This window comes from Brachybacterium sp. 107 (assembly GCF_052379725.1).
Taxonomy (GTDB): Bacteria; Actinomycetota; Actinomycetes; order Actinomycetales; family Dermabacteraceae; genus Brachybacterium.
The window spans coordinates 36,627-55,100 of record NZ_JBQSYW010000009.1 but is presented as its reverse complement, the minus strand read 5'-3'; the positions used below and the strand labels follow the sequence as shown (position 1 = coordinate 55,100).

At 69.6% G+C, this 18,474-nt stretch carries 19 protein-coding genes and 1 pseudogene; 2 read left to right on the top strand and 18 right to left on the bottom strand.

The features are described from left to right. Nucleotides 1–26: 26 nt before the first annotated feature. From ACT3UL_RS11455 to rpmB, 6 genes and pseudogenes are all read right to left on the bottom strand, one after another. On the bottom strand, nt 27–1,625 hold the full coding sequence (locus tag ACT3UL_RS11455) for an FAD-dependent monooxygenase (RefSeq protein ID WP_441463119.1): 1,599 nt from the start codon (nt 1,623–1,625) through the stop codon (nt 27–29). 254 nt (nt 1,626–1,879) lie between these two features. Beyond that, entirely contained in the window at nt 1,880–2,005 is a 126-nt protein-coding gene (gene rpmJ / locus ACT3UL_RS11450; RefSeq protein WP_193116622.1) for a 50S ribosomal protein L36, read from the bottom strand. Nucleotides 2,006–2,100: 95 nt separating this feature from the next. After that, nucleotides 2,101–2,334 (bottom strand): annotated as a pseudogene (locus ACT3UL_RS11445) (type B 50S ribosomal protein L31); the annotation flags it as partial. 108 nt (nt 2,335–2,442) lie between these two features. Continuing rightward, on the bottom strand, nt 2,443–2,748 hold the full coding sequence (gene rpsN, locus ACT3UL_RS11440) for a 30S ribosomal protein S14 (protein ID WP_193116624.1): 306 nt from the start codon (nt 2,746–2,748) through the stop codon (nt 2,443–2,445). Further along, on the bottom strand, nt 2,748–2,915 hold the full coding sequence (gene rpmG, locus ACT3UL_RS11435; protein WP_193116625.1) for a 50S ribosomal protein L33: 168 nt from the start codon (nt 2,913–2,915) through the stop codon (nt 2,748–2,750). The genes rpsN and rpmG overlap by 1 nt, the downstream gene beginning before the upstream one ends. 14 nt (nt 2,916–2,929) lie before the next feature. Beyond that, nucleotides 2,930–3,166, bottom strand: a complete 237-nt coding sequence (gene rpmB / locus ACT3UL_RS11430; protein ID WP_193116626.1) for a 50S ribosomal protein L28 — start codon at nt 3,164–3,166, stop codon at nt 2,930–2,932. 57 nt (nt 3,167–3,223) lie between these two features. Here rpmB and ACT3UL_RS11425 point away from each other — a divergent pair, with 57 nt between their 5' ends. After that, the gene (locus ACT3UL_RS11425; protein WP_444578335.1) at nt 3,224–4,345 is read left to right on the top strand and encodes a CobW family GTP-binding protein; all 1,122 of its coding nucleotides are present in this window, start codon (nt 3,224–3,226) and stop codon (nt 4,343–4,345) included. 10 nt (nt 4,346–4,355) lie between these two features. Here the strand turns inward: ACT3UL_RS11425 and ACT3UL_RS11420 are convergent, their stop codons facing one another. The 9 genes from ACT3UL_RS11420 to ACT3UL_RS11380 form a co-directional block, all read right to left on the bottom strand. Next, the gene (locus ACT3UL_RS11420) at nt 4,356–4,616 is read right to left on the bottom strand and encodes a type B 50S ribosomal protein L31 (protein WP_193116628.1); all 261 of its coding nucleotides are present in this window, start codon (nt 4,614–4,616) and stop codon (nt 4,356–4,358) included. A gap of 90 nt (nt 4,617–4,706) precedes the next feature. Beyond that, entirely contained in the window at nt 4,707–5,726 is a 1,020-nt protein-coding gene (locus ACT3UL_RS11415) for a PrsW family glutamic-type intramembrane protease (protein WP_444578334.1), read from the bottom strand. A gap of 190 nt (nt 5,727–5,916) precedes the next feature. After that, nucleotides 5,917–6,831 carry a carbohydrate kinase family protein gene (locus ACT3UL_RS11410; RefSeq protein WP_444578333.1) on the bottom strand — a complete coding sequence of 305 codons (915 nt, stop codon included), beginning with the start codon at nt 6,829–6,831 and terminating at the stop codon, nt 5,917–5,919. After that, nucleotides 6,828–8,246 carry a GH32 C-terminal domain-containing protein gene (locus ACT3UL_RS11405; RefSeq protein WP_444578332.1) on the bottom strand — a complete coding sequence of 473 codons (1,419 nt, stop codon included), beginning with the start codon at nt 8,244–8,246 and terminating at the stop codon, nt 6,828–6,830. The genes ACT3UL_RS11410 and ACT3UL_RS11405 overlap by 4 nt, the downstream gene beginning before the upstream one ends. A 93-nt stretch (nt 8,247–8,339) precedes the next feature. Then, complete coding sequence (locus ACT3UL_RS11400) at nt 8,340–9,926, bottom strand: extracellular solute-binding protein (RefSeq protein ID WP_193116632.1); 1,587 nt, start codon at nt 9,924–9,926, stop codon at nt 8,340–8,342. A gap of 60 nt (nt 9,927–9,986) precedes the next feature. Beyond that, a complete protein-coding gene (locus tag ACT3UL_RS11395; protein ID WP_444578331.1) occupies nt 9,987–10,940 on the bottom strand; it encodes a carbohydrate ABC transporter permease in 954 nt (317 codons plus the stop codon). Next, complete coding sequence (locus ACT3UL_RS11390; RefSeq protein ID WP_443343052.1) at nt 10,940–11,956, bottom strand: ABC transporter permease; 1,017 nt, start codon at nt 11,954–11,956, stop codon at nt 10,940–10,942. The genes ACT3UL_RS11395 and ACT3UL_RS11390 overlap by 1 nt, the downstream gene beginning before the upstream one ends. Continuing rightward, the gene (locus tag ACT3UL_RS11385; protein ID WP_443426637.1) at nt 11,953–12,966 is read right to left on the bottom strand and encodes a LacI family DNA-binding transcriptional regulator; all 1,014 of its coding nucleotides are present in this window, start codon (nt 12,964–12,966) and stop codon (nt 11,953–11,955) included. Before ACT3UL_RS11385 ends, ACT3UL_RS11390 begins: the two co-directional genes overlap by 4 nt. Before the next feature lie 227 nt (nt 12,967–13,193). Continuing rightward, on the bottom strand, nt 13,194–13,766 hold the full coding sequence (locus tag ACT3UL_RS11380; protein WP_193116634.1) for a helix-turn-helix domain-containing protein: 573 nt from the start codon (nt 13,764–13,766) through the stop codon (nt 13,194–13,196). Between the two features lie 47 nt (nt 13,767–13,813). On the opposite strand from ACT3UL_RS11380, the gene ACT3UL_RS11375 reads away from it, so the two are divergent. Next, nucleotides 13,814–14,869, top strand: a complete 1,056-nt coding sequence (locus ACT3UL_RS11375) for an NAD(P)/FAD-dependent oxidoreductase (protein ID WP_444578330.1) — start codon at nt 13,814–13,816, stop codon at nt 14,867–14,869. A 277-nt stretch (nt 14,870–15,146) separates the two neighbouring features. On the opposite strand, the gene ACT3UL_RS11370 is transcribed toward ACT3UL_RS11375, so the two are convergent. The 3 genes from ACT3UL_RS11370 to ACT3UL_RS11360 form a co-directional block, all read right to left on the bottom strand. Continuing rightward, entirely contained in the window at nt 15,147–15,461 is a 315-nt protein-coding gene (locus ACT3UL_RS11370; RefSeq protein WP_444578329.1) for a type B 50S ribosomal protein L31, read from the bottom strand. A 544-nt stretch (nt 15,462–16,005) separates the two neighbouring features. Further along, on the bottom strand, nt 16,006–17,277 hold the full coding sequence (locus tag ACT3UL_RS11365; protein WP_444578328.1) for an MFS transporter: 1,272 nt from the start codon (nt 17,275–17,277) through the stop codon (nt 16,006–16,008). A 61-nt stretch (nt 17,278–17,338) separates the two neighbouring features. Continuing rightward, the gene (locus ACT3UL_RS11360; protein WP_444578327.1) at nt 17,339–18,361 is read right to left on the bottom strand and encodes a zinc-dependent alcohol dehydrogenase family protein; all 1,023 of its coding nucleotides are present in this window, start codon (nt 18,359–18,361) and stop codon (nt 17,339–17,341) included. Nucleotides 18,362–18,474: the final 113 nt, after the last annotated feature.

Genomic DNA, 18,474 nt, shown 5'->3' with positions numbered 1-18,474 from the left:
CCGCCGTTCGACGCCGGGCCCACCGGTCATGCGATGACGTCGTAGGCCGCGAGGGCCGCTCGCACCTCATGGACGGCGGAGGAGCCGGCGTGCACCGGGAGCGACGCGGCCACGTAGCCGTCGGGCCGCACGAGATACAGCCGATCCGTGCGGAGCCGGGCCTGGGGGTCCGGGGAGAAGTGCAGCGGTCCATCGACCCAGGTCGGGACGTCGATCGGCCGGCCGGCGTCGGCCCCATAGGTGTGGAGCTGCCAGCTCATCGCGCGCAGGGCCTCGGCGTTCTCCGCGGTCGGGGGAAGGCGCAGGCCGACGGCGGGATCGGTGGCCCACTGCGGCACCGGCGCCTCCGCGGGCACCGGGTGGTAGCGGATCCGGTACTGGCCGAGCAGGCCGCCGACGTAGGGGCCGAGACGCGTGCTGAGCAGCCGCGGCGCGAGCTCGGCCATCACATCCCGGGCCCGTCGGCGCAGGAAGGCCGTGCCGCGGCCGGGTCGGGCGACGAGCCCGAAGGCGCGGTCGGTGGCGGTGATCAGGGTCGTCGCGACGGGTCGACGCTCGCTGTCGTAGCGGTCCAGAGCCGCCTCGGTGCACCGCCCGGAGGTGACGTCGGCCAGCAGGTGCGCGAGGTGGTGGGCATCCTGCAGGCCGGTGTTCATGCCCTGGCCGCCGAGGGGTGAATGCACGTGCCCGGCATCGCCGGCGAGGAAGGCGGCACCCTGCCGGAAGCGCGGGGCGATGCGGTGGTGCACGCGGTAGGTGGAGAACCAGTCGACCCTGTCGTAGTCGATGTCGAGGTCGGCGCGGGCCTCCGCGAGGGCAGATTCCTGCTCGGGATGCTCATCGCCGTGCAGCCAGATCAGCCGCACATGGCCGCCGGGCCCGAGCGGGAACAGGACCGCGAACTTCTCGTCCCCGAAGCGGGCGGCCAGGGACTTGTCGGGCAGCCCGGTGACGCCGTGGAGATCTGCCACGCAGAACGTCGCGTCATCGGTGACACCGTCGAAGGGCAGGCCCAGCTCGTGGCGCACGGTCGAGCTCGCCCCATCGGCGCCGATGCACCAGCGCGCCCGGATCCGCAGCGGCCCGTCCGGGCTGCTGACCAGTGCTTCGACCGGGCTTCCGGAGGGTGCGTCCAGCGACTCCAGCGCATGCCGCCACAGGACCGGACGGCCCTCGTCGGCGAGGACCCGGGCCAGCAGCTCCTCGTTCCGGGACTGCTCGAAGACCTGGACTCCGGGGAACGGAGTCTGACCCTGCTGCATGCGCTCGATGTCGACGCCGCTCGCGCTCGACAGCAGACCGCCCGACGCGCTCTCCGCACGGATCTGCATGCCCTCCGCGGCCACGGCCCCGTCGATCACCTCCTGCGCGAGACCCAGCTGGTCGTAGATCTCCATGCTGCGCGCCTGGACCACGATCGCTCGCGACTCCCGCGTGGGTCCGGCCTTGGCGTCGATCACGAGGGCAGGCACCCCGCGCCGGGATAGGACCAGGGCGGCCATCAGTCCGGTGGGCCCGGCGCCGACGACGAGCACGTCTGTCTCCAGCAGCGGCAGACCCTTCTCCGTCGCTGCAGTCGATGACTGCGACGTGGCCGACTCCGTCGTCGCTGGTGGTGTCGTCATGGGAGGCGCCTTTCCTCGGCACGTCCGGTATGGGCGTGCTTCTACGGTAGTGCGCGGGGTCAAGGGCAGGAAGGGGAGCACAAGATCAGCCCGCCGTCGCTCAGGCGAGAACCTCATCCCGTCCTGACGACAGAGAGCCACCGACCCGTCCTGACGACAGAACGAGCCGTGCGTTCTGTACGGAGAGTGAGGCCTGTCTGCACAGAACGTACGGCTCGATCAAGGGTGCCGGGCATCGGGACCTGCCCGTCGGATCAGCCCTTCTGCCGACCCTTGAACCGGGGGTCCTTCGTGTTGATCACGTAGATCCGGCCGCGGCGACGCACCACCTGGGCGCCGGGCTTGCGGATCAGGGACCGCAGCGAGGAGCGAACCTTCATCAGGCACCCGCAGTCTCTGCGGCACCGGCACCGGCACCGGCACCGGCACCGGCACCGGCATCGTCAGCGGCGGCCGGCTGAGGGGCGGACTTCCCGTAGCGACGACGGAACTTCTCGACCCGGCCTGCGGTGTCGAGCACGGTCGCCTTGCCGGTGTAGAAGGGGTGGGAAGCCGAGGAGACCTCGACGTCGATCACGGGGTACTCCCTGCCGTCCTCCCAGGTCACCCTCTTGTCGGAGGTACGGGTGGAGCGGGTCAGGAACGAGAAGTCGGCGCTCGCGTCGCGGAAGACGACGCTGCGGTACTCGGGATGGATAGCTGTCTTCATGGTCGAGTCCTCTCCGGGTGATCTCTCACCGGAACGTTGTGGTTGGGGTTGTTGTTGTGGCTGGCAGGCGACCGGACGGGCCCGGTTCCTCACCGCGGCGCGTCGTGGTCACCAGCTGGATTTCGTGATGCCGGGCAGCTCACCGCGGTGGGCTGCGGCCCGGAAGTGGACTCTCGAGAGCCCGAAGGTCCGCAGGTAGCCGCGGGGCCTGCCGTCGATCGCGTCGCGGTTGCGCAGGCGGGTGGGGCTGGCGTCCCGTGGTAGACGCTGCAGGGCACGTTGGGCCTGGACCTTCTCGGCGAGGGTCGTCGACGGGTCCTTGATCGCGGCCTTGAGGGCGGCGCGGTGCTCGGCGTGCCGGGCGACGGTCCCCCGTCGGCGCTGGTCAGCGGCGATCTTCGAGGTCTTCGCCATCAGCGCTCCTCGCGGAACTCGACGACGGCGCGAGCGCGCGGATCGAACTTGCGGGCAGAGAGCCGATCCGGGGTGTTCCGGCGGTTCTTGCTGGTCATGTACGTGTAGCCGGTGCCGGCGGTGGAGCGCAGCTTCACGGTGCCGCGCACGTCGTTCTTCCTGGCCATGGGTATGGCTCCTTTCAGATCTTCTCGCCGCGGGAACGGATCTCGGCCACGACGGCCTCGATCCCGCGGCGATCGATGGTGCGCAGGCCGCGTACGGAGACTCGGAGCCTCACGGTGCGGCCCAGGGACGGGACGTAGAACCGCTTGCGCTGGATGTTGGGGTCGAACCGGCGCGAGGTGCGTCGATGCGAGTGGGAGATGGACTTCCCGAAGCTCGGTGCGGCTCCGGTGACTTGACAGTGCTGGGACATGCTCAGCGATACTATTAATGAGAATCGTTATCGTCAAGTAAGGAAGGTGGTGTCGGCATGACCGACGTCCACGGGTTCGATCAGTTTCAACGACCGCGGGGTGATGGGCATTCCCTGCCTGTCGCCGTGGTCACGGCCATCGATCCGGTGCTCCGGGATGCGCTGGTCGCGAGCCTGCTGCTCGACGGCCAGGGCGTGGTCGAGCTCCGCTACGAGGTGGATGCGGCCTCTGCCGCACTGCGCCGCCTGGTCCTGCGGGCCGACGGTGTGATCGAGGACGAGGTCATCCACCTCGAGCACCCGTGCGTCTCCTGCGCCATGCGCGAGGACGCCGTGCCGACCCTGGCCCGTCTCGCGGGGGATCCCCGGTGCGCCGGTGTGCTGCTCGCACCTCCCCTCAGCGCCGATCCCACGGTCGTGGTGGGAACTCTGCAGCCCCATCAGGACCGCTGGCATCTCGCAGGTGCCGCTGCGGTGCTCTCCTCCGACTCCGCACTGGATGATCTGCTCGGGGACGCCACGCTCGCCGAGCGCGGCGTGCAATGGGCCGACGGGGACCAGCGAAGCGTCGGCGAGGCGCTCGCCGCGCAGATCGAATACTCCGACCTGCTCGTCGTGGACGGAGATCCTCGCTCGGAGGGCGCTGAGCTGCTGGAGCATCTGCGTGCCCCGGATCAGATCCTCGCAGCCGGGCCGCACGAGGTCGGGCTCGACCAGGTTCTCGGAGGGCACCTCGATCATCTCGTCGGCCTGCGCCGACGCGACATGCGATACGTCGAGCCCTACGGCGGCCTGACCGCGCACGGCACCTGGACGCTCGACCTCACCTCCCGGCGACCGTTCCATCCGCAGCGCCTGCTCGAGAACATCGAGGACCTGGGATCCGGGAAGCTGCGCAGCCGGGGTCGGTTCTGGGTCCCTGACCGGCCCGACAGCATCTGCCAATGGGACGGCGCCGGCGGTCAGGTCTCCGTCGGCGCCGTGTGGAAGGCGGGTCTCGAGCTGCCCACGACGCGCCTGGTGGTCACCGGCGTCGACCCGGCCGATCGGGAGCGGGTGCGCGGGGCCTTCGGGCGCAGCCTGCTCACGGCGGACGAGTGGTCCGACGGTCTTGCCCCGTGGCTCGGCGCCGAGGATCACCTTGCGCCGTGGTTGGGGGCCCGGGACGCGACCGTCTGACCGGACGCGGTCAGGCGGTCAGGACCCCGGTGCGGCCGTAGCGGCGACGGAACTGCTCGATCCGGCCCGCGGCGTCGCGCACGGCGGCGCGGCCGGTGTGGAAGGGGTGCGAGGCGGAGGAGATCTCGATGTCGATCACCGGGTACTCCTTGCCGTCCTCCCAGGTCACCGTGGTGGACGACGTACGGGTGGAGTTGGTGAGGAACGAGTGGTGGGCGCTCGCGTCACGGAAGACGACGGGGCGGTACTCGGGGTGGATGTTCTTCTTCATGGTGTTCTCCTCGCCTGCTGGCGGACGCGGCCTGGTGGGGTGCGGTGCCGGTCGACCGACGCTCGTGCCGAGAGCCGTTGACGTGAATTTTCAACGAGGGGAGGGGATGGTGTATTCCCCGCCAGTCGAACGGGTTCCGGCGGCCACCTTCCCGGCGGGCGGAAGGGCCCGCCGCACGAAGGCGCGATGGGCGAGGATCGTGAGCGTCAGCAGGGCGCCGACGCTGATCACACCGATCAGGAAGTGGAGGATCCCGCTGGTGGTCGCATCCCAGGCGGTGTGCATCACGATCGCGCCGACGTAGGCGACGGCCAGGGCGAGCACGCCGCGCAGCTTGTGGGAGGTCTCCACCAGGAACCACAGGGCCGCGCAGATCGCGCCGGTCCAGGCCACGTGCCCGGCCGGCACGAGGATGCCGCGGAGGATCAGGGTCGAGTCGAGCGCGCCGAGTCCGCCGCTCCGGGACAGCAGGGCGTTGAACCCGTAGCCCATGGTCTCCAGGACCGCGAACCCGGTGCCGGCCGCGATGCCGATCACGACGCCCCCGCCCCGGGTGCTGCGATGGGCCAGGCCCAGCACGATCAACGGGACCACGAGCTTCGCGGTCTCCTCGATCACGCCGACCAGCAGGATCGAGGCCTTGCCCAGGAGCAGGCCGGCGATGGTCTCCTCCAGGCCGGCGGCGCAGATCCCGAACAGCCCGCCCAGCGCGACCGTCACCAGGACGGTGCGGGTGGGCACGAGCGGGCCCACCCGGCTGGACTGCGCGAACAGCAGGACCGTGAGGGGGATGGTCGCGGCGCCGACCAGCAGCACGGTGGGCAGCATCGTGGGGTTCCGGGTCAGCAGCATGATCACGAACGTCGCCACATACGCGACGATCCCGGCCACCAGCGCGAGGATCCACGCGAAGCGCAGGTACCAGGGGTAGCGGGCGGTGCCCGCGGTGCCTGACGATGGAGCCGCGGTCAGCGACGGGGCCGGTCCGGGGTGCGGACCCGACGATGCCTGCGGCATCCGCGGGGGAACCGACGGTGCCTGCGGTGTTGGCGGGGGACCGGATGGCGCGACGGTCGGGGCCTGCGGGGGGATGACTGGCTGCTCGCTCATCAGACGATCCTTCCTGGAGCGGGATCGGACCCGCCCACCCGAGGTGCGGCGTCGTCGAAGCGGCGGCGTCGCTCTCAGTATGCGCCCCGGCCGCGGGCGGACGGGGCGATCATCAGGAAGCGTTCTGCGTCTGCGTCTGCGTCTGCGTCTGCGTCTGCGCCTGCGTCTGCATCTGCGTTCGCGTCGGCGTTCAGGTTCGCGTCCGCAGCTCGGCGAGGTGCGGGGGCTGGGCGCCGTGACGCCCTACGGTGAGCGCGGCGCTGCGGAGCGCGATGCGGGCCCAGCCCTCGACCGTCCGCCGGCGCAGGTCACCGGTGCGCACGGACTCGTCGCCGTCCTTCGAGAGCACGGCGTACAGCAGCCCGGACATGAAGGCGTCGCCTGCACCGATCGTGTCGACCATCGATGTCGGCTCGGCCGGCATCCGGCCAGACCACTCGGCGGTGCTGAGGAAGCATCCGCACGCACCGAGGGTGACTACGAACAGTCGCACCCCGGCCCCGTGCATCCTTGCCGCGACCTCGCCCGGTGACGCGCCCGGGTACAGCCACTCGAGGTCCTCGTCGCTCATCTTGACCAGGTGGGCGCGGCCGATGGCGACCTCGAACCGTGCCAGAGCCTCGTCCCGAGGGAGGCCGAGGGACGGCCGGATGTTGGGGTCGAGGGAGACGAGGGTGGAGGCGGTCGCCGCGGAGAGTGCAGCCGAGACCTCGGACGCGCCGGGCTCCAGGACCATCGCCAGGGACCCCGTATGAAGCGCCCGCACCTCACCGACGCTGATCGGGCCCGGGTCCCAGTCGATGTCGAAGGAGTAGATCGCCGCACCGTCGGGGCCGATCCGGGCCACGGCGGTGGAGGTGCGATCGGGCCCGGCCGAGATGGCTGGTACCAGGCCGACGCCCGCCTGCTCGAGATGGCTGCGCAGCTCGTCCCCGTAGGCGTCCGGCCCGATCCGGCACAGCAGATCGGTCGCCACCCCGAGCCGCGCGAGCCCCACGGCGATGTTGGCCGGACTGCCGCCCGGACGCGCCTCCTCGGCGCCGTCGGCCCCGATCACCACGTCGGTGAGCGCTTCGCCGACGACCAGCACGGTCAGGTCGCTCATGCCGAGCGCTCGACCAGCACGGCGACGGTATCGGCAGCGGGGAAGATCTGCTGGGAGACCATGGCGCGGCCGCCATCGAGCTCGAGGTCCACGCAGGAGCGGTCCACGACCAGGTCGAAGGCGACGCCCTCGGCTCCTGCCAGGGGGCTGTAGGGCAGTGACCGGGAATGGTCGGGAGCGAAGGGCTCGAGGTGCGCGCGGCTGCGGTCCAGGACCACGTGCCCCTCCGGGTCCAGGCCCAGCACGAGCTCGCGCTGCGCCGGTCCGGCACCAAACCGGAGCACGATCCGTCGTGCCCCCTGCGGGGAGAGGGTTCCTCGCAGAAGGAAGGGCTCGTCCGCGTCCAGCTGGACGGGCTCCCCGTCGACCGCGGCGTCGAGATCCACGGATCGCAGACCCCCCGGGACGATCGCGTGCTGGACCACGTGGAGCGTCCCGTCCGCGGCCGGCTCCACGTGGAGGGTCCGCGGCAGCGTCATCGCCGAGCGCCACGGCGCGGTCGGAGTCTGCTCCGCATAGGCCCAGTTGTTCATCCAGCCCAGCAGCACCGGATCGCCGTCCACGCCCGAGAAGGACACCGTCGCGTAGCAGTCCTGCCCCAGGTCCAGGGGGACCGGCGACGCGTCGCTCGTGAAGCGGGTCCCGTCGAAGTCGCCGATCAGCGCGTAGGTGCCGGATCCACCGGCCGGTCCACCGGGGTTGGTGCTGATCACCAGGACCCATGCCTCCCGCCCGGGGGCCCGGTCAGTTCCCGGGACCTGCACCCGCAGGAGATCCGGACACTCCCAGATGCCGCCGTCGAGCCCCGGGTGCGTGACGGTCGAGGCAGGCTCCCAGGACAGCAGGTCGGTGGATGTGTGGAGATGAACGGCGTGGTCCAGGGCCTCGACCGTGACCATCACCCAGCGGCCGCTCTCGGGATGGAAGAACACCTTCGGGTCCCGGAAGTTCTCCGAATCTCGTGTGAGCACTGGGTTCTCGGCGTAGAAGTCCCAGGTCGTGCCGCCGTCGAGGGAGAAGGCGATCGACTGCGCCTGGATGCCGGGAGCCGTCGCATGCTCCGGCGTGTACGCGCTCGTGTAGAAGGCCACGAGCGGACCGTCCTCGCCCGGCGCCCCCAGGCCGGAGGTGTTCGCGGCGTCATGGACGATGCTCCCGGAGAAGATCATCTCCGTCTCGGAGCAGAGGAGTGCGACCGGCAGGTGGGTCCAGGTCGCGAGGTCATCGGAGACCGCGTGGCCCCAGGACATGTTCCCCCAGGTGCTGCCGAAGGGGTTGTTCTGGAAGAACGCATGCCAGACGCCGTCGTGGTGGATGAGCCCGTTGGGATCGTTCATCCAGGTGGCCTCGGGGGTCAGATGGAACTGCGGGCGATGCTGATCGGTGCGCTGGCGGGACGGGGAGGTGATGGTCATGGTCTCTCAGTCGATTGTCGTGGGGCCGGCTGGGGACACCGCGTCCAGAGCGGAGCGTGGTGGTGAGCCGTCTGGGTGATCGGGTGTTCGAGGTCAGGTGTTCGAGGTGAAACGGTCGTAGGCAGTCTGGTAGACCTCGACGACCTCGGGAAGGCCGATGCTCTCCAGCTGGGCGACGTAGCCTTCCCACTGGTCCTCGATGCCTCCCTTCACGATCCAGGTGGCGATCTTCTCGGTGACCAGGGTGTTGATGTCCGTCTCGATGGTGCTGATCCGGTTCAACTCGTCCACCGAGAGCATGACCGGTGGGTACTTCTCGTTGGCGCGATGGGGCTCATAGTGCTCGGCGATCTGGGCCTGGCGCTCGGCGGCCCGGGGCTCCGCGAGCACGACCGTCTCGAAGTCCTTCGCGGTGATGATCTTCGGGCCGCCGGGGGCGACCTTCACCCGACGCTCCTGCTCGGTCTCGCCCTCGCCCACGGGGATCTGCTCGAGCAGTCCGTCGTCGTTGATCTCCTGCGAGATGCCGATCGGGCCCCAGTTGGCCTGGGCGCTCATGACCGGGTCGAAGAGCATGTCCGCCCAGCGCAGGGTGGCGGCGGCGTACTCGTTGGTGCGGCTGATCGCGAAGGCGCCGCGGTTGATCTCCTGGTTGTTGGCGACGCTGGCCCGCTGGACGCCGTCGGGGCCGGGGAAGATCGGCACGATCGCGTACTGGTCCGCGCGCTCGGGGCCGACCACCTCCGGGATCTCCCAGAAGTAGAACGATCCCAGGGTCTGCGGATCCGCCTTGCCCTTGGAGACGAACTTGACGTAGTCCTGGGAGAACGACTCCTGGTCGATGAGTCCTTCCTCGTACCAGGTGTGGAGCTCGGCGATCGCGTCGCGGAAGCCCTCGGTGTTCGCGGTGTAGATGACCTTGCCGTCCTGGACGATGCGGTGATCGGGGTTGTCGGGCTGCCCGCCGATCGCCGCGATCAGGTCCGCGATGTCGCTGACCTCGAGGAAGGACAGGGGAAGGACGCCACCGGGCACATTCTCCTTGAAGGCCAGCAGAACCTGGTGGTACTCCTCTACCGTCGTGGGCATCTCCAGGTCGAACTCCTCGAGCCAGTCCGTGTTGAGGAACAGCATGCGAGGGAACTCGACCAGGCCCATCTCCTCGACGGAGGGCAGGGTGTAGATGTGCCCGTCGGATGCCGTGATGGCGGCCTTGATGTCCGGTCGCTCCGCGAGGATCCCCGCCAGGGTGGGGGCGTTCTCCTCGATCAGGTCCTCCAGGGCGATCAGGGTGCCGTTGGCCCCGTACTTGGCGACCTCGGCATCGGAGAGCCCGGTGTTGAACAGGGCGTCGGGAAGCTCACCGCTGGCCAGCAGCAGGTTCTTCTTCTCCCCCCAGACCTCGTCGGGCTCGTTGTTCCAGGTGATCTCGATGCCGGAATCGTCTTTCCAGGTCTTGACCAGCTCCATCGTCTCGAAGTCCGGGGCGAGCGCGGACTTCGCGCCGCCGAAGGCGAGGGTCAGCTCCTCGGTCACGATCGGCACGCCGGAGTCAGTCATGCCGACGTCGGAGGAGAGATCCTCGGTGGTGCGCTCCGAGGGTCGGGAGCAGCCCGAGACCCCGAGCATCGTGACGCCGAGAGCGGTGGCGGACAGGGTGAAATGACGGCGAGAAAGCATAGCGGTACTCCTTCGTAACGGTGATGCAGTGAGGGGGTGATGCAGGGAGGGGATGCGGGGTCAGCTCTTCAGAGCGCCGAGCGTGGCGCCCTTGATGAAGTGGCGCTGCAGGAAGGGGAAGGCGATCAGGAGCGGGATCGTGGAGACGACGATCATCGAGTACTTGAGCAGCTCGCCCATCTTCTGGGCGGCGGCCGTGCTGTCCATGGAGGCCATGTCCATCCCGGAGGCCGAGGCCTGGGACTGGATGAGCACATTTCGCAGGATGAGCTGCAGCGGATACTTCGATTCGTCGTTGAGGTAGATCATCGCGTCGAAGAACGCATTCCAGTTCGCGACGAGATGGATCATCACCATCAGCACGATGAGCGGCTTGGACAGCGGGATCGCGATGCCGAAGAAGAAACGGAAGTCGGAGGCACCGTCGAGCTGGGCGGCCTCTCGCAGCTCTGGGGAGAGGTTCTGCTGGAGGAACGTGCGGGCGATGATCAGGTTCCAGACCCCGACTGCGCCGGGCAGTACGACCGCCCACATGGTGTTGAGCATGCCGAGCTCCTTCACCACGAGGTAGCGGGCGATCATGCCGCCGTCGAAGAACATCGTGATGACGAACAGGATCATGAAGAGGTTGCGTCCGGGCATGTCCTTCCTGCTCAGGGCGTAGGCGCCGGTGAGGATCATGGTCACGCTGAGCGCGGTGCCCACCACCGTGTACAGCACGGAGTTCGCGAACCCGCGCACGATGGTCGAGGTCCCGAAGATGGTCAGGTAGCCGTCGAACGTGATCCCCCGGGGGAAGAGGACGACCTTGCCCTGCTGGACGAGACTCGGGTCGGAGATCGACGCGATCACGATGAAGTAGAGCGGGTAGACGATCAGCACGATCGCCACGGCGATCAGACCGTAGGTGACGACGCCGAACAGGGGATCGGCCATGCGGCGGTGGAGAGGCTCCCGGCGCAGGGAGGTCTTAATGGAGTTCTTCGCGGGGGACAGGGTGCTCGACATGTTCATCACCACAGGCTCGATTGATTGGCCTTCTTCGCGACCCAGTTGAAGGTCAGGAGAAGCAGGAGGTTGAGGACGGAGTTGAAGAGCCCGATGGCTGCCGAGTAGCTGAACTGGGCGTTCTGCAGACCGGTCTTGTACACGTAGGTGTTGATGACCTCGGAGGTGGGGAGGTTGAGGTCTGTCTGCATCAGATAGACCTTCTCGAACCCGAGGTTGAAGATGTTCCCCACGGCGAGGATGAACAGGATCGTGATGACGGGAAGGATCCCGGGGATGTCGATGTGCCGGATCCGCTGGAAACGATTCGCGCCGTCCATCCGGGCCGCCTCGTGCAGCGACGGATCGATGGCCGTCAGCGCCGCGAGGTAGATGATCATCGAGAAGCCGGCGTTCTGCCAGATGTCCGAGCCGATGTAGAGGGGCCGGAACCACTCAGGCGTCCCCATGAAGAAGATCGGTTCGCCGCCCAGCAGGGAGATCGCGTGGTTCACCATGCCGGAGCTGGGCGAGAACAGCAGGTGGATCATGCCCACGATGACCACGACGGAGATGAAGGACGGCGCGTAGAGGATCGTCTGCGTCATCCGCTTGAACCGCTCGCTGGGCAGCTGGTTCACGATGAGGGCGAGGATGATCGGGACCGGGAACGCCACCAGCAGGCCGACGGTGTTGATCGTCAGCGTGTTGGCGACCAGCCGTTCGAACTGGAACGAGGTCACGAAGGCGACGAAGTGGTCCAACCCCACCCAAGGGCTCCAGAAGAACCCGTCGACCGGGTTGTAGTCGCGGAACGCGATCTGGGCCCCGTACATCGGCCAGTACTTGAAGACGACGAGGTAGATGAGCGCCGGGGCGAGTAATACGTATAACTGCCAAGCCTGAAAAATGCGGGTCGGGAGGTGCTTTCTGGCGCGCGGGGGCGGAGGCCCGGGCGATGCTCCCTGAGGTGGAGCGCCGGGGTCGGAATCGGTCGGCGACGTGGTTCCGACATCGGTGGCGGTGAGCGAGTGCGACATCATCGTCCTTTCGGCGGGGCAACGGACTTGCGGTGGATGACCGGGCAGTGGACCAGGTGGACGTCCGCCGGCGCAGAGGGGTCGAGCGCCAGGGCGGCGGCCTTGTCGCCCATCTCGGCGAAGGGGAGGCGGACGGTGGTCAGCGCCGGATGGAAGAAGTCGCGCAGCAGATCCTGGTCGTCGAAGCCGACGACGGAGACGTCGCCGGGGACGTGGAGGCTCAGCTCGGCCAGTGCCTGATAGGCGCCGAGGGCGCTGCGGTCGTTGCCGCAGAAGATTGCGGTGGGCGGCGCCGGCAGGGCCATCAGGTGGCGGACGGCCTCGAAGCCGGAGCGCTGGATGCCCTCACCCTGGTAGACCAGTTCCGGGTCCACCTCGATGCCCACCTCGAGCAGTGCCCGCTCGTATCCCTCACGTCGACCTCGGGCTGCAGGCAGCGTGTCGTGGATGTTGACCATGGCGATGCGGGTGTGGCCGGCGTCGAGAAGGCTGCGGGTGGCCTCGTAGCCTCCCGTGACCTCGTCGGGGATGACGCTGGGAGCTCGACCGTCGAGATCGCGAGCGTTCAGGCAGACGACGTGGGTGTCGAGGGCGGCGGCCGGGACCGTCACTTCACGGTGGTACATCGCGGTGTAGATGATTCCGCGGACCCGATGGGACAGCATCGTCTCGATCGCCGCGCGCTCGAGATCGTCGTCACCGCCGGTATCGACGGTCATCAGCGTGTGCTGATCCTGCCAGGCGCGGTCCTGCGCGCCCTTGATCATCATGCCGGAGAACGGTGACGTGGCGACCTCGTCGCCAACCAGCCCGATGATCTCCGTGACGCCCGTTTTCAGGCTCTTGGCCTGCAGGTTCGTGCGGTATCCGAGTTTCGCGGCGGCATCTCGGACGCGCTGGGCCGTGGTCTCGGAGGCCCGACCGGCGGACGATCCGCTGAGCACGAGGGACACGACGGCCTGCGATACGCCGGCGGCGGCGGCGACGTCATGCATGGTGGGGCGCTGTGCCATGGCCCCTCCTCGGGGTCGGATGCGGATGTGAACTCGGTGCGGTTCGTCGTGCGTCGGTTCGTCGTGCGTCGGTTGCGTCGGCCGTGTCGGCCGTGTCGGCCAGTTCGGCTGCGTCCGCGCAGCGGCGCCAGTGTGATCCGCTGGACGTTATTCGTATGACGAGGATCCTGCACTGCGAACTTCGCGCGTGTCAAGAGCGACGGCGAGTGGGGCCTCTGTGCCCGCTGTCAGCCCGCGTCGTCGTCGCCCTCGCGGTGCTCGCGCCGGGCGGCGCGGTCCACCATCATCAGCACGTCGACGGGCCCGCCCTCGGCGCCGAAGGCGTGGGGGAGCATCGTGTCGAACTCGGCGCTCTGGTTCGCCTCGATCCGATAGCGCCGATCGCCCAGCAGCAGGGTGAGCGTTCCGGAGAGCACCACGAGCCACTCCTGGCCAGGGTGGGCTCGCGCCCGATCCGTGGCGGGCGGCGGCCCGGTCACGCGGCGGCGCAGGATGGTGGTGCCGGGGGAGCGACGCACCGACCAGTGCAGGGAGTCCAGGCCGCGGTCCATCATCGCGTTCGAGACGACCTCGTCCTCCTGGACCTCGACCAGCTCGTCCAAGCTCGTGTCGAGGCCGCGTGCGAGGAGCACCAGCTGGTCCAGGGCGAGGCGTCGCTGGCCGTTCTCGATCCGCGAGAGGGTCGAGGGGCTGAGGTGTGCGCGCTCTGCGAGGTCCCCGAGCGACAGGCCCTGGGCGAGACGCAGGGCACGCAGGCGTTGGCGCACGAGGCTGTCGACATCTCTGATTCCTTGCGTCATGCGCAAAAGACTATGCATGTGCGGCAACGCTGTCTAGCGTCGGGAGCATGACGTCACCACTTACCGCCGCTCCCGTTTCCCTGTCCGACTCGTCCGTGCCCGACGCCCTCGACGCCCTCGACGCCCTCGACGACCTCGTGGATGTCGTCGTGATCGGCGGTGGCGCCGCCGGTCTCAACGGCGCGCTCATGCTGGTCCGCTCCCTCCGCTCGGTGGTGGTGATCGACAGCGGAGACCCTCGCAATGCCCCGGCCGAGGGCATCCACGGCCTGCTCGGCAACGAGGGCACCCCGCCTACCGAGTACCTCGAGCGCGGGCGCGGGGAGGTGCGCCGGTACGGCGGCATCATCGTGCCCGGCGAGGTCATCTCCGCGCGGGCCGCGGAGCCGTCGGCCGACGGGGACCTGCGCTTCACCGTCGATCTCGCGGACGGTCGCCGGCTCACGGCCCGCCGCCTGCTGGTCGCGACCGGGCTGCGTGATGAGCTGCCCGAGATCCCGGGCCTCGCCCGGCACTGGGGGCACGGGCTCGTCCACTGCCCCTTCTGCCACGGTTATGAGGTGCGCGGCGAAGCCATCGGCATCGTCGCGACCCGCCCGGCATCCCTCCACCAGGCGCTCATGTTCCGTCAGCTGAGCGAGGACATCACCGTCTTCGTCCACGGGTTCGAGCTCGACGAGGACTCCCGGGAGCGCTGCGCCGCCCGGGGCATCTCCGTCATCGAGACCGGGATCGAGGAGATCGTCGCCTCCGAGAACGGCTCCGTCGCGGGGGTGCGGCTGGTCGGCGGGGAGGTCGTGCCGCGCACCGTGCTCGTCGCCGCGACCGTGATGCACCCGCGGCTGGAGGGCCTGGACGCGCTGGGTCTTGCCGTCGAGGAGGTGCCCGGCGGGATGGGCGAGAAGATCTCCAGCGGCTTCGCCGGAGCCACCGAGGTGCCCGGGGTCTGGGTGGCCGGCAACGTCACCGATCCCAGCGCCCAGGTGGGGCCGTCGGCCGCGGCCGGGTCGCTCGCCGGGGGACACATCAACGGCATGCTGGTCATGGCCGATGCCGATGCCGAGGCGGCGGTGGCGGCGCACCGGGAACGCTCCGCCGCCTGACCGCCTGACCGCCTGACCGCCTGACCGCCTGACCGCCTGACCGCCTGACCGCCTGACCGCCTGACCGCCTGACCGCCTGACCGCCTGACCGCCTGACCGCCTGACCGCCTGACCGCCTGGCCGCTCACCCCCGGCACCGCTGTCGGGACATCGGGGAACGACGATCGAGCCGTGCACCACCTGCCTTCAGACCGTGGTCTGAGCAGGGAGTGCACGGCTCGAGATGATCGGCCGCTGCCGATGCGTGGCAGATGCCGGGTCTGCGCCGGCTGCGAGGTCAGCCGCGGGCGGCGGCGCTCTTCGAGCGGCGACGGCGGGCGCGACCGGAGCGGCCGGCAGAACCGGCCGTGCCGGTGCGGCGATGGCCGGCCAGATGGGCCGCGGAGGACAGGTCCACCTCGATGACGGGGTAGACGTTGCCGTCCTCCCAGGTCGTCGAGAGGTCCGTCGGGCGATCCGAGCTGGTCAGGTAGCGCACACCGGCGCTCTGGTCGCGGAACACGACGGTGCGGGTGCCGGAAGGCTGCGAGGCGCTGGGGGCGGTCGGGGCCGCCGGGGTGGTCGGACTGTACGTGGTGCTGAGGGTCGTCATGGTGTTCTCCTTCGGCGCCAGCGGAAGGCTGACGCATGCGACGTCGACCGGAGCCGACGCAATGATGTGGGTGCTGGATTCTCACCAGCGAGGTGTCGTGTCACCGGGATGCCTGCCCTGGTGGGCGGCGGCCCGGAAGCGCACGTGCGGCAGGCCTGAACTCTGCGGTTCCCCGCAAGGTCGGGCCGGAGCCTGCACGGTCGCGCGGTGTGGAAAGGTCGCGCGCATCGCTTCGGTGGTAGTAGCTGTTGAGCCGGGAGTTACTCGTCCATGAGGCGCTCAGGACGGTGTTCGGTCACCGTGCTTCGCCGCGGACTCCAGCTATCCACCACCACTACAGTCCCCCACAACGGCGTGGTCCGCAAGTTTATTCCCGTCGGATGTGAGCAGAGCTCGCCACCGCCCGGCAGGGGCGATGGCGAGCAGCGGACGGTGGAGAGGGGGATCCTGCGCGCGGACCGACGGCGAACCTCGCACCGGCGGACCAGCGATGTGCGGGCCGACGGCCCCGAGCGGCCGACGAACCCAAGACGGGCGGGAGAGGTCACCGTGCGTGGTGTGCATCCCGTTCGCGGAGGATCAGCAGGCCCAGAGGGATCAGCACCAGGGCCGCGCCGACGGCGCCGACCAGCAGTGGCCCGCGCGTGCCGAGACCCGAGCTCAGGCTGGCCCCGGCGATGCCGGTGCCGATCGCCGTGCCCAGGTTGAAGATCGAGGTGGGCATCGCCGTGGCCAAGGTCGAGGCCTCTCCGCCGTAACGGTTGGCCAGACCCACCAGCACCGGATTCGCGGACAGGCCGACGAGCCCGAGCAGCACGAACAGCACGAGCACTGCGGCCGGCACCGCGGCGACCTGGAACAGGGCAAGGGCGACCACGAGGGTCGCGATGCTCGTGACCAGCGGGGTGGCCAGGGGCCGGGTGTCGCCCATCCTGCCGCCGAGCACCGAGCCGATCAGCGCGGCGATGCCGAAGCCCATGAGAGCCGCAGGGACCCAGGACTGCGGGAGGCCGGCGCCGTCGGTGAGGATCGGGGAGATGAAGCTGTAGATCGACAGCACGCCGCCTGTGACCATTGCGCAGGTGGCGAGCACGAGCCAGAGCTTCCCGGAACGCAGGGAGGCGAGTTCGGCCCGGATCGAGGGGGCGGGCGAGGGCCCGTCGGCCGTCGTGGTCCCCGGCACGCTGCGCGCGACCGCCACGGAAAGGACTGCAGCCAGCAGCGCGAGCGCCCAGAAGGTGCCCCGCCAGCCGATGACCTGGCCCGCGAAGGCGCCGAGCGGCACGCCGAGGACATTGGCGAGCATGCCCCCGCCCAGCACGATCCCCAGGGCTCGTGAGCTGGCCCGGGGACCGGCGGCGTTCACGGCGGCGACCGAGGCCACGGCCCAGAACGCTCCGGTGGCGATCGCCGTGAGCACGCGGGTGCCCAGCAGCACCGCGTAGTCGGGAGTGAGGGCGCCGATGGCGTGGCCGACGGCGAAGACCAGCAGCGCCGCGGTGAGGGTGACCCGGTGCGGTACACGCAGCGTCGCGAGCGCCATCGTCGGGGCCCCGACGATCATGCCGATCGCGAAGACCGTGATCGCGAGGCCCGCGGCCGCGATGCTCACGGAGAAGTCGGCCGCGACGGCGGGCAGCAGCCCGGCGACCACGAACTCGGTGGTCCCCATGAGGAAGGTGCCTGCGGTGAACACGTAGGTGACGGCCGGGAGCTTCGCGGGAGCGGGAGCGAGTGCGTGCGGGGACGCGGTGCTGGACGCAGCGTCCGGGGAGGGTGCCGGCGAGGGGGCTGCTGGCGGGATCGTGGCGGTCATGGGCCCTTCTCGGGGTGGGGTGTGGGGTCGAGGTGGTGATGCTGGTCCCCGGCGGGCGGGGTTAGAGGGTCAGCAGCACCTTGGTGGCGCGGCGCTCGTCCATGGCGCGGTAGCCCTCGGCGGCGTCGGCCAGGGGCAGGGTCAGGTCGAAGACCTTCCCCGGGTCGATCGTCCGGTCCCAGATGAGCTGGATCAGCTCGGGCAGGTAGCGGCGCACCGGAGCAGGGCCGCCGTGGAGGTGGACGGCGGAGAAGAACAGCTCGTCACCGGGGATCTGCACGTCGTGCGAGACGCCCACGAAGCCCACGGATCCGCCGGGGCGGGTGGAGCGGATCGCCTGCATCATCGACTCCTGGCTGCCGACGGCCTCGATCGTGGAGTGCGCGCCGAGCCCGTCCGTGAGCTCCTTCAGACGCGCCACGCCCTCGTCGCCCCGTTCCTCGATGATGTCGGTGGCTCCGTACTCGCGGGCCAGCGCCTGCCGGTCGGCGTGGCGGCTGACGACGATGATGCGCTCGGCGCCCATCTGCTGCGCGGCCAGCACGCCCATCAGGCCCACGGCGCCGTCGCCCACCACGGCGACGATCCTCCCGGGACCGGCCTGGGCGGCGTCGGCCGCGAACCAGCCCGTGCCGAGCACGTCGGAGGCGGCGAGCAGCGAGGGGATGAGCGCGGCGTCCGGCTGGCCGGGCGTCGCCACGAGGGTGCCGTCGGCGAAGGGGATCCGGGCCCTCTCGGCTTGGGTGCCGATCGCGCCGTCCACGAACACCGCGTTCACGCAGCGGGACTGGTGGCCCGCGCGGCAGATCTCGCAGGTGCCGCAGGAGATCACGAAGGAGCCGACGACGAAGTCCCCGACCTCCAGGGTCTCGACGGCGGAACCGACCTCGTCGACGACGCCCACGTACTCGTGGCCCATGTGCTGGTGGTCGGGCTGGTCGGCGCCGCGGTAGGGCCACAGGTCCGAGCCGCAGATGCAGGTGGCGGTGAGGCGGATGATCGCGTCCGTCGGATCGATGATCCGAGGGTCCTCGCGCTCCTCGACGCGGACGTCGCCGGGGGCATGCATGATGACTGCGCGCATGGGGTGCTCCTTCGTGCTGGGTCGTTCCCGTCCGATCAGGTCCGGTCCGGGGACCGGGATCGCTCGGGTGATGACCCCATTCCACGACCTGCACGCGGCCTGGGGGAGTCCCT

Excerpts from the sequence above, each read along its gene's own strand:
- rpmG (WP_193116625.1), bottom strand. The coding sequence starts at position 2,915 with ATGGCCAGGAAGAACGACGTGCGCGGCACCGTGAAGCTGCGCTCCACC.
- ACT3UL_RS11360 (WP_444578327.1), bottom strand. The coding sequence starts at position 18,361 with ATGCGCGCAGTCATCATGCATGCCCCCGGCGACGTCCGCGTCGAGGAG.
- rpmB (WP_193116626.1), bottom strand. The coding sequence starts at position 3,166 with ATGTCCCAGCACTGTCAAGTCACCGGAGCCGCACCGAGCTTCGGGAAG.
- ACT3UL_RS11420 (WP_193116628.1), bottom strand. The coding sequence starts at position 4,616 with ATGAAGAAGAACATCCACCCCGAGTACCGCCCCGTCGTCTTCCGTGAC.
- ACT3UL_RS11390 (WP_443343052.1), bottom strand. The coding sequence starts at position 11,956 with ATGATGTCGCACTCGCTCACCGCCACCGATGTCGGAACCACGTCGCCG.
- ACT3UL_RS11405 (WP_444578332.1), bottom strand. The coding sequence starts at position 8,246 with ATGACCATCACCTCCCCGTCCCGCCAGCGCACCGATCAGCATCGCCCG.
- rpsN (WP_193116624.1), bottom strand. The coding sequence starts at position 2,748 with ATGGCGAAGACCTCGAAGATCGCCGCTGACCAGCGCCGACGGGGGACC.
- ACT3UL_RS11385 (WP_443426637.1), bottom strand. The coding sequence starts at position 12,966 with ATGGCACAGCGCCCCACCATGCATGACGTCGCCGCCGCCGCCGGCGTA.
- ACT3UL_RS11370 (WP_444578329.1), bottom strand. The coding sequence starts at position 15,461 with ATGACGACCCTCAGCACCACGTACAGTCCGACCACCCCGGCGGCCCCG.
- ACT3UL_RS11400 (WP_193116632.1), bottom strand. The coding sequence starts at position 9,926 with ATGCTTTCTCGCCGTCATTTCACCCTGTCCGCCACCGCTCTCGGCGTC.
- ACT3UL_RS11455 (WP_441463119.1), bottom strand. The coding sequence starts at position 1,625 with ATGACGACACCACCAGCGACGACGGAGTCGGCCACGTCGCAGTCATCG.
- ACT3UL_RS11380 (WP_193116634.1), bottom strand. The coding sequence starts at position 13,766 with ATGACGCAAGGAATCAGAGATGTCGACAGCCTCGTGCGCCAACGCCTG.
- ACT3UL_RS11375 (WP_444578330.1), top strand. The coding sequence starts at position 13,814 with ATGACGTCACCACTTACCGCCGCTCCCGTTTCCCTGTCCGACTCGTCC.
- rpmJ (WP_193116622.1), bottom strand. The coding sequence starts at position 2,005 with ATGAAGGTTCGCTCCTCGCTGCGGTCCCTGATCCGCAAGCCCGGCGCC.
- ACT3UL_RS11410 (WP_444578333.1), bottom strand. The coding sequence starts at position 6,831 with ATGAGCGACCTGACCGTGCTGGTCGTCGGCGAAGCGCTCACCGACGTG.
- ACT3UL_RS11415 (WP_444578334.1), bottom strand. The coding sequence starts at position 5,726 with ATGAGCGAGCAGCCAGTCATCCCCCCGCAGGCCCCGACCGTCGCGCCA.
- ACT3UL_RS11365 (WP_444578328.1), bottom strand. The coding sequence starts at position 17,277 with ATGACCGCCACGATCCCGCCAGCAGCCCCCTCGCCGGCACCCTCCCCG.
- ACT3UL_RS11425 (WP_444578335.1), top strand. The coding sequence starts at position 3,224 with ATGACCGACGTCCACGGGTTCGATCAGTTTCAACGACCGCGGGGTGAT.
- ACT3UL_RS11395 (WP_444578331.1), bottom strand. The coding sequence starts at position 10,940 with ATGAACATGTCGAGCACCCTGTCCCCCGCGAAGAACTCCATTAAGACC.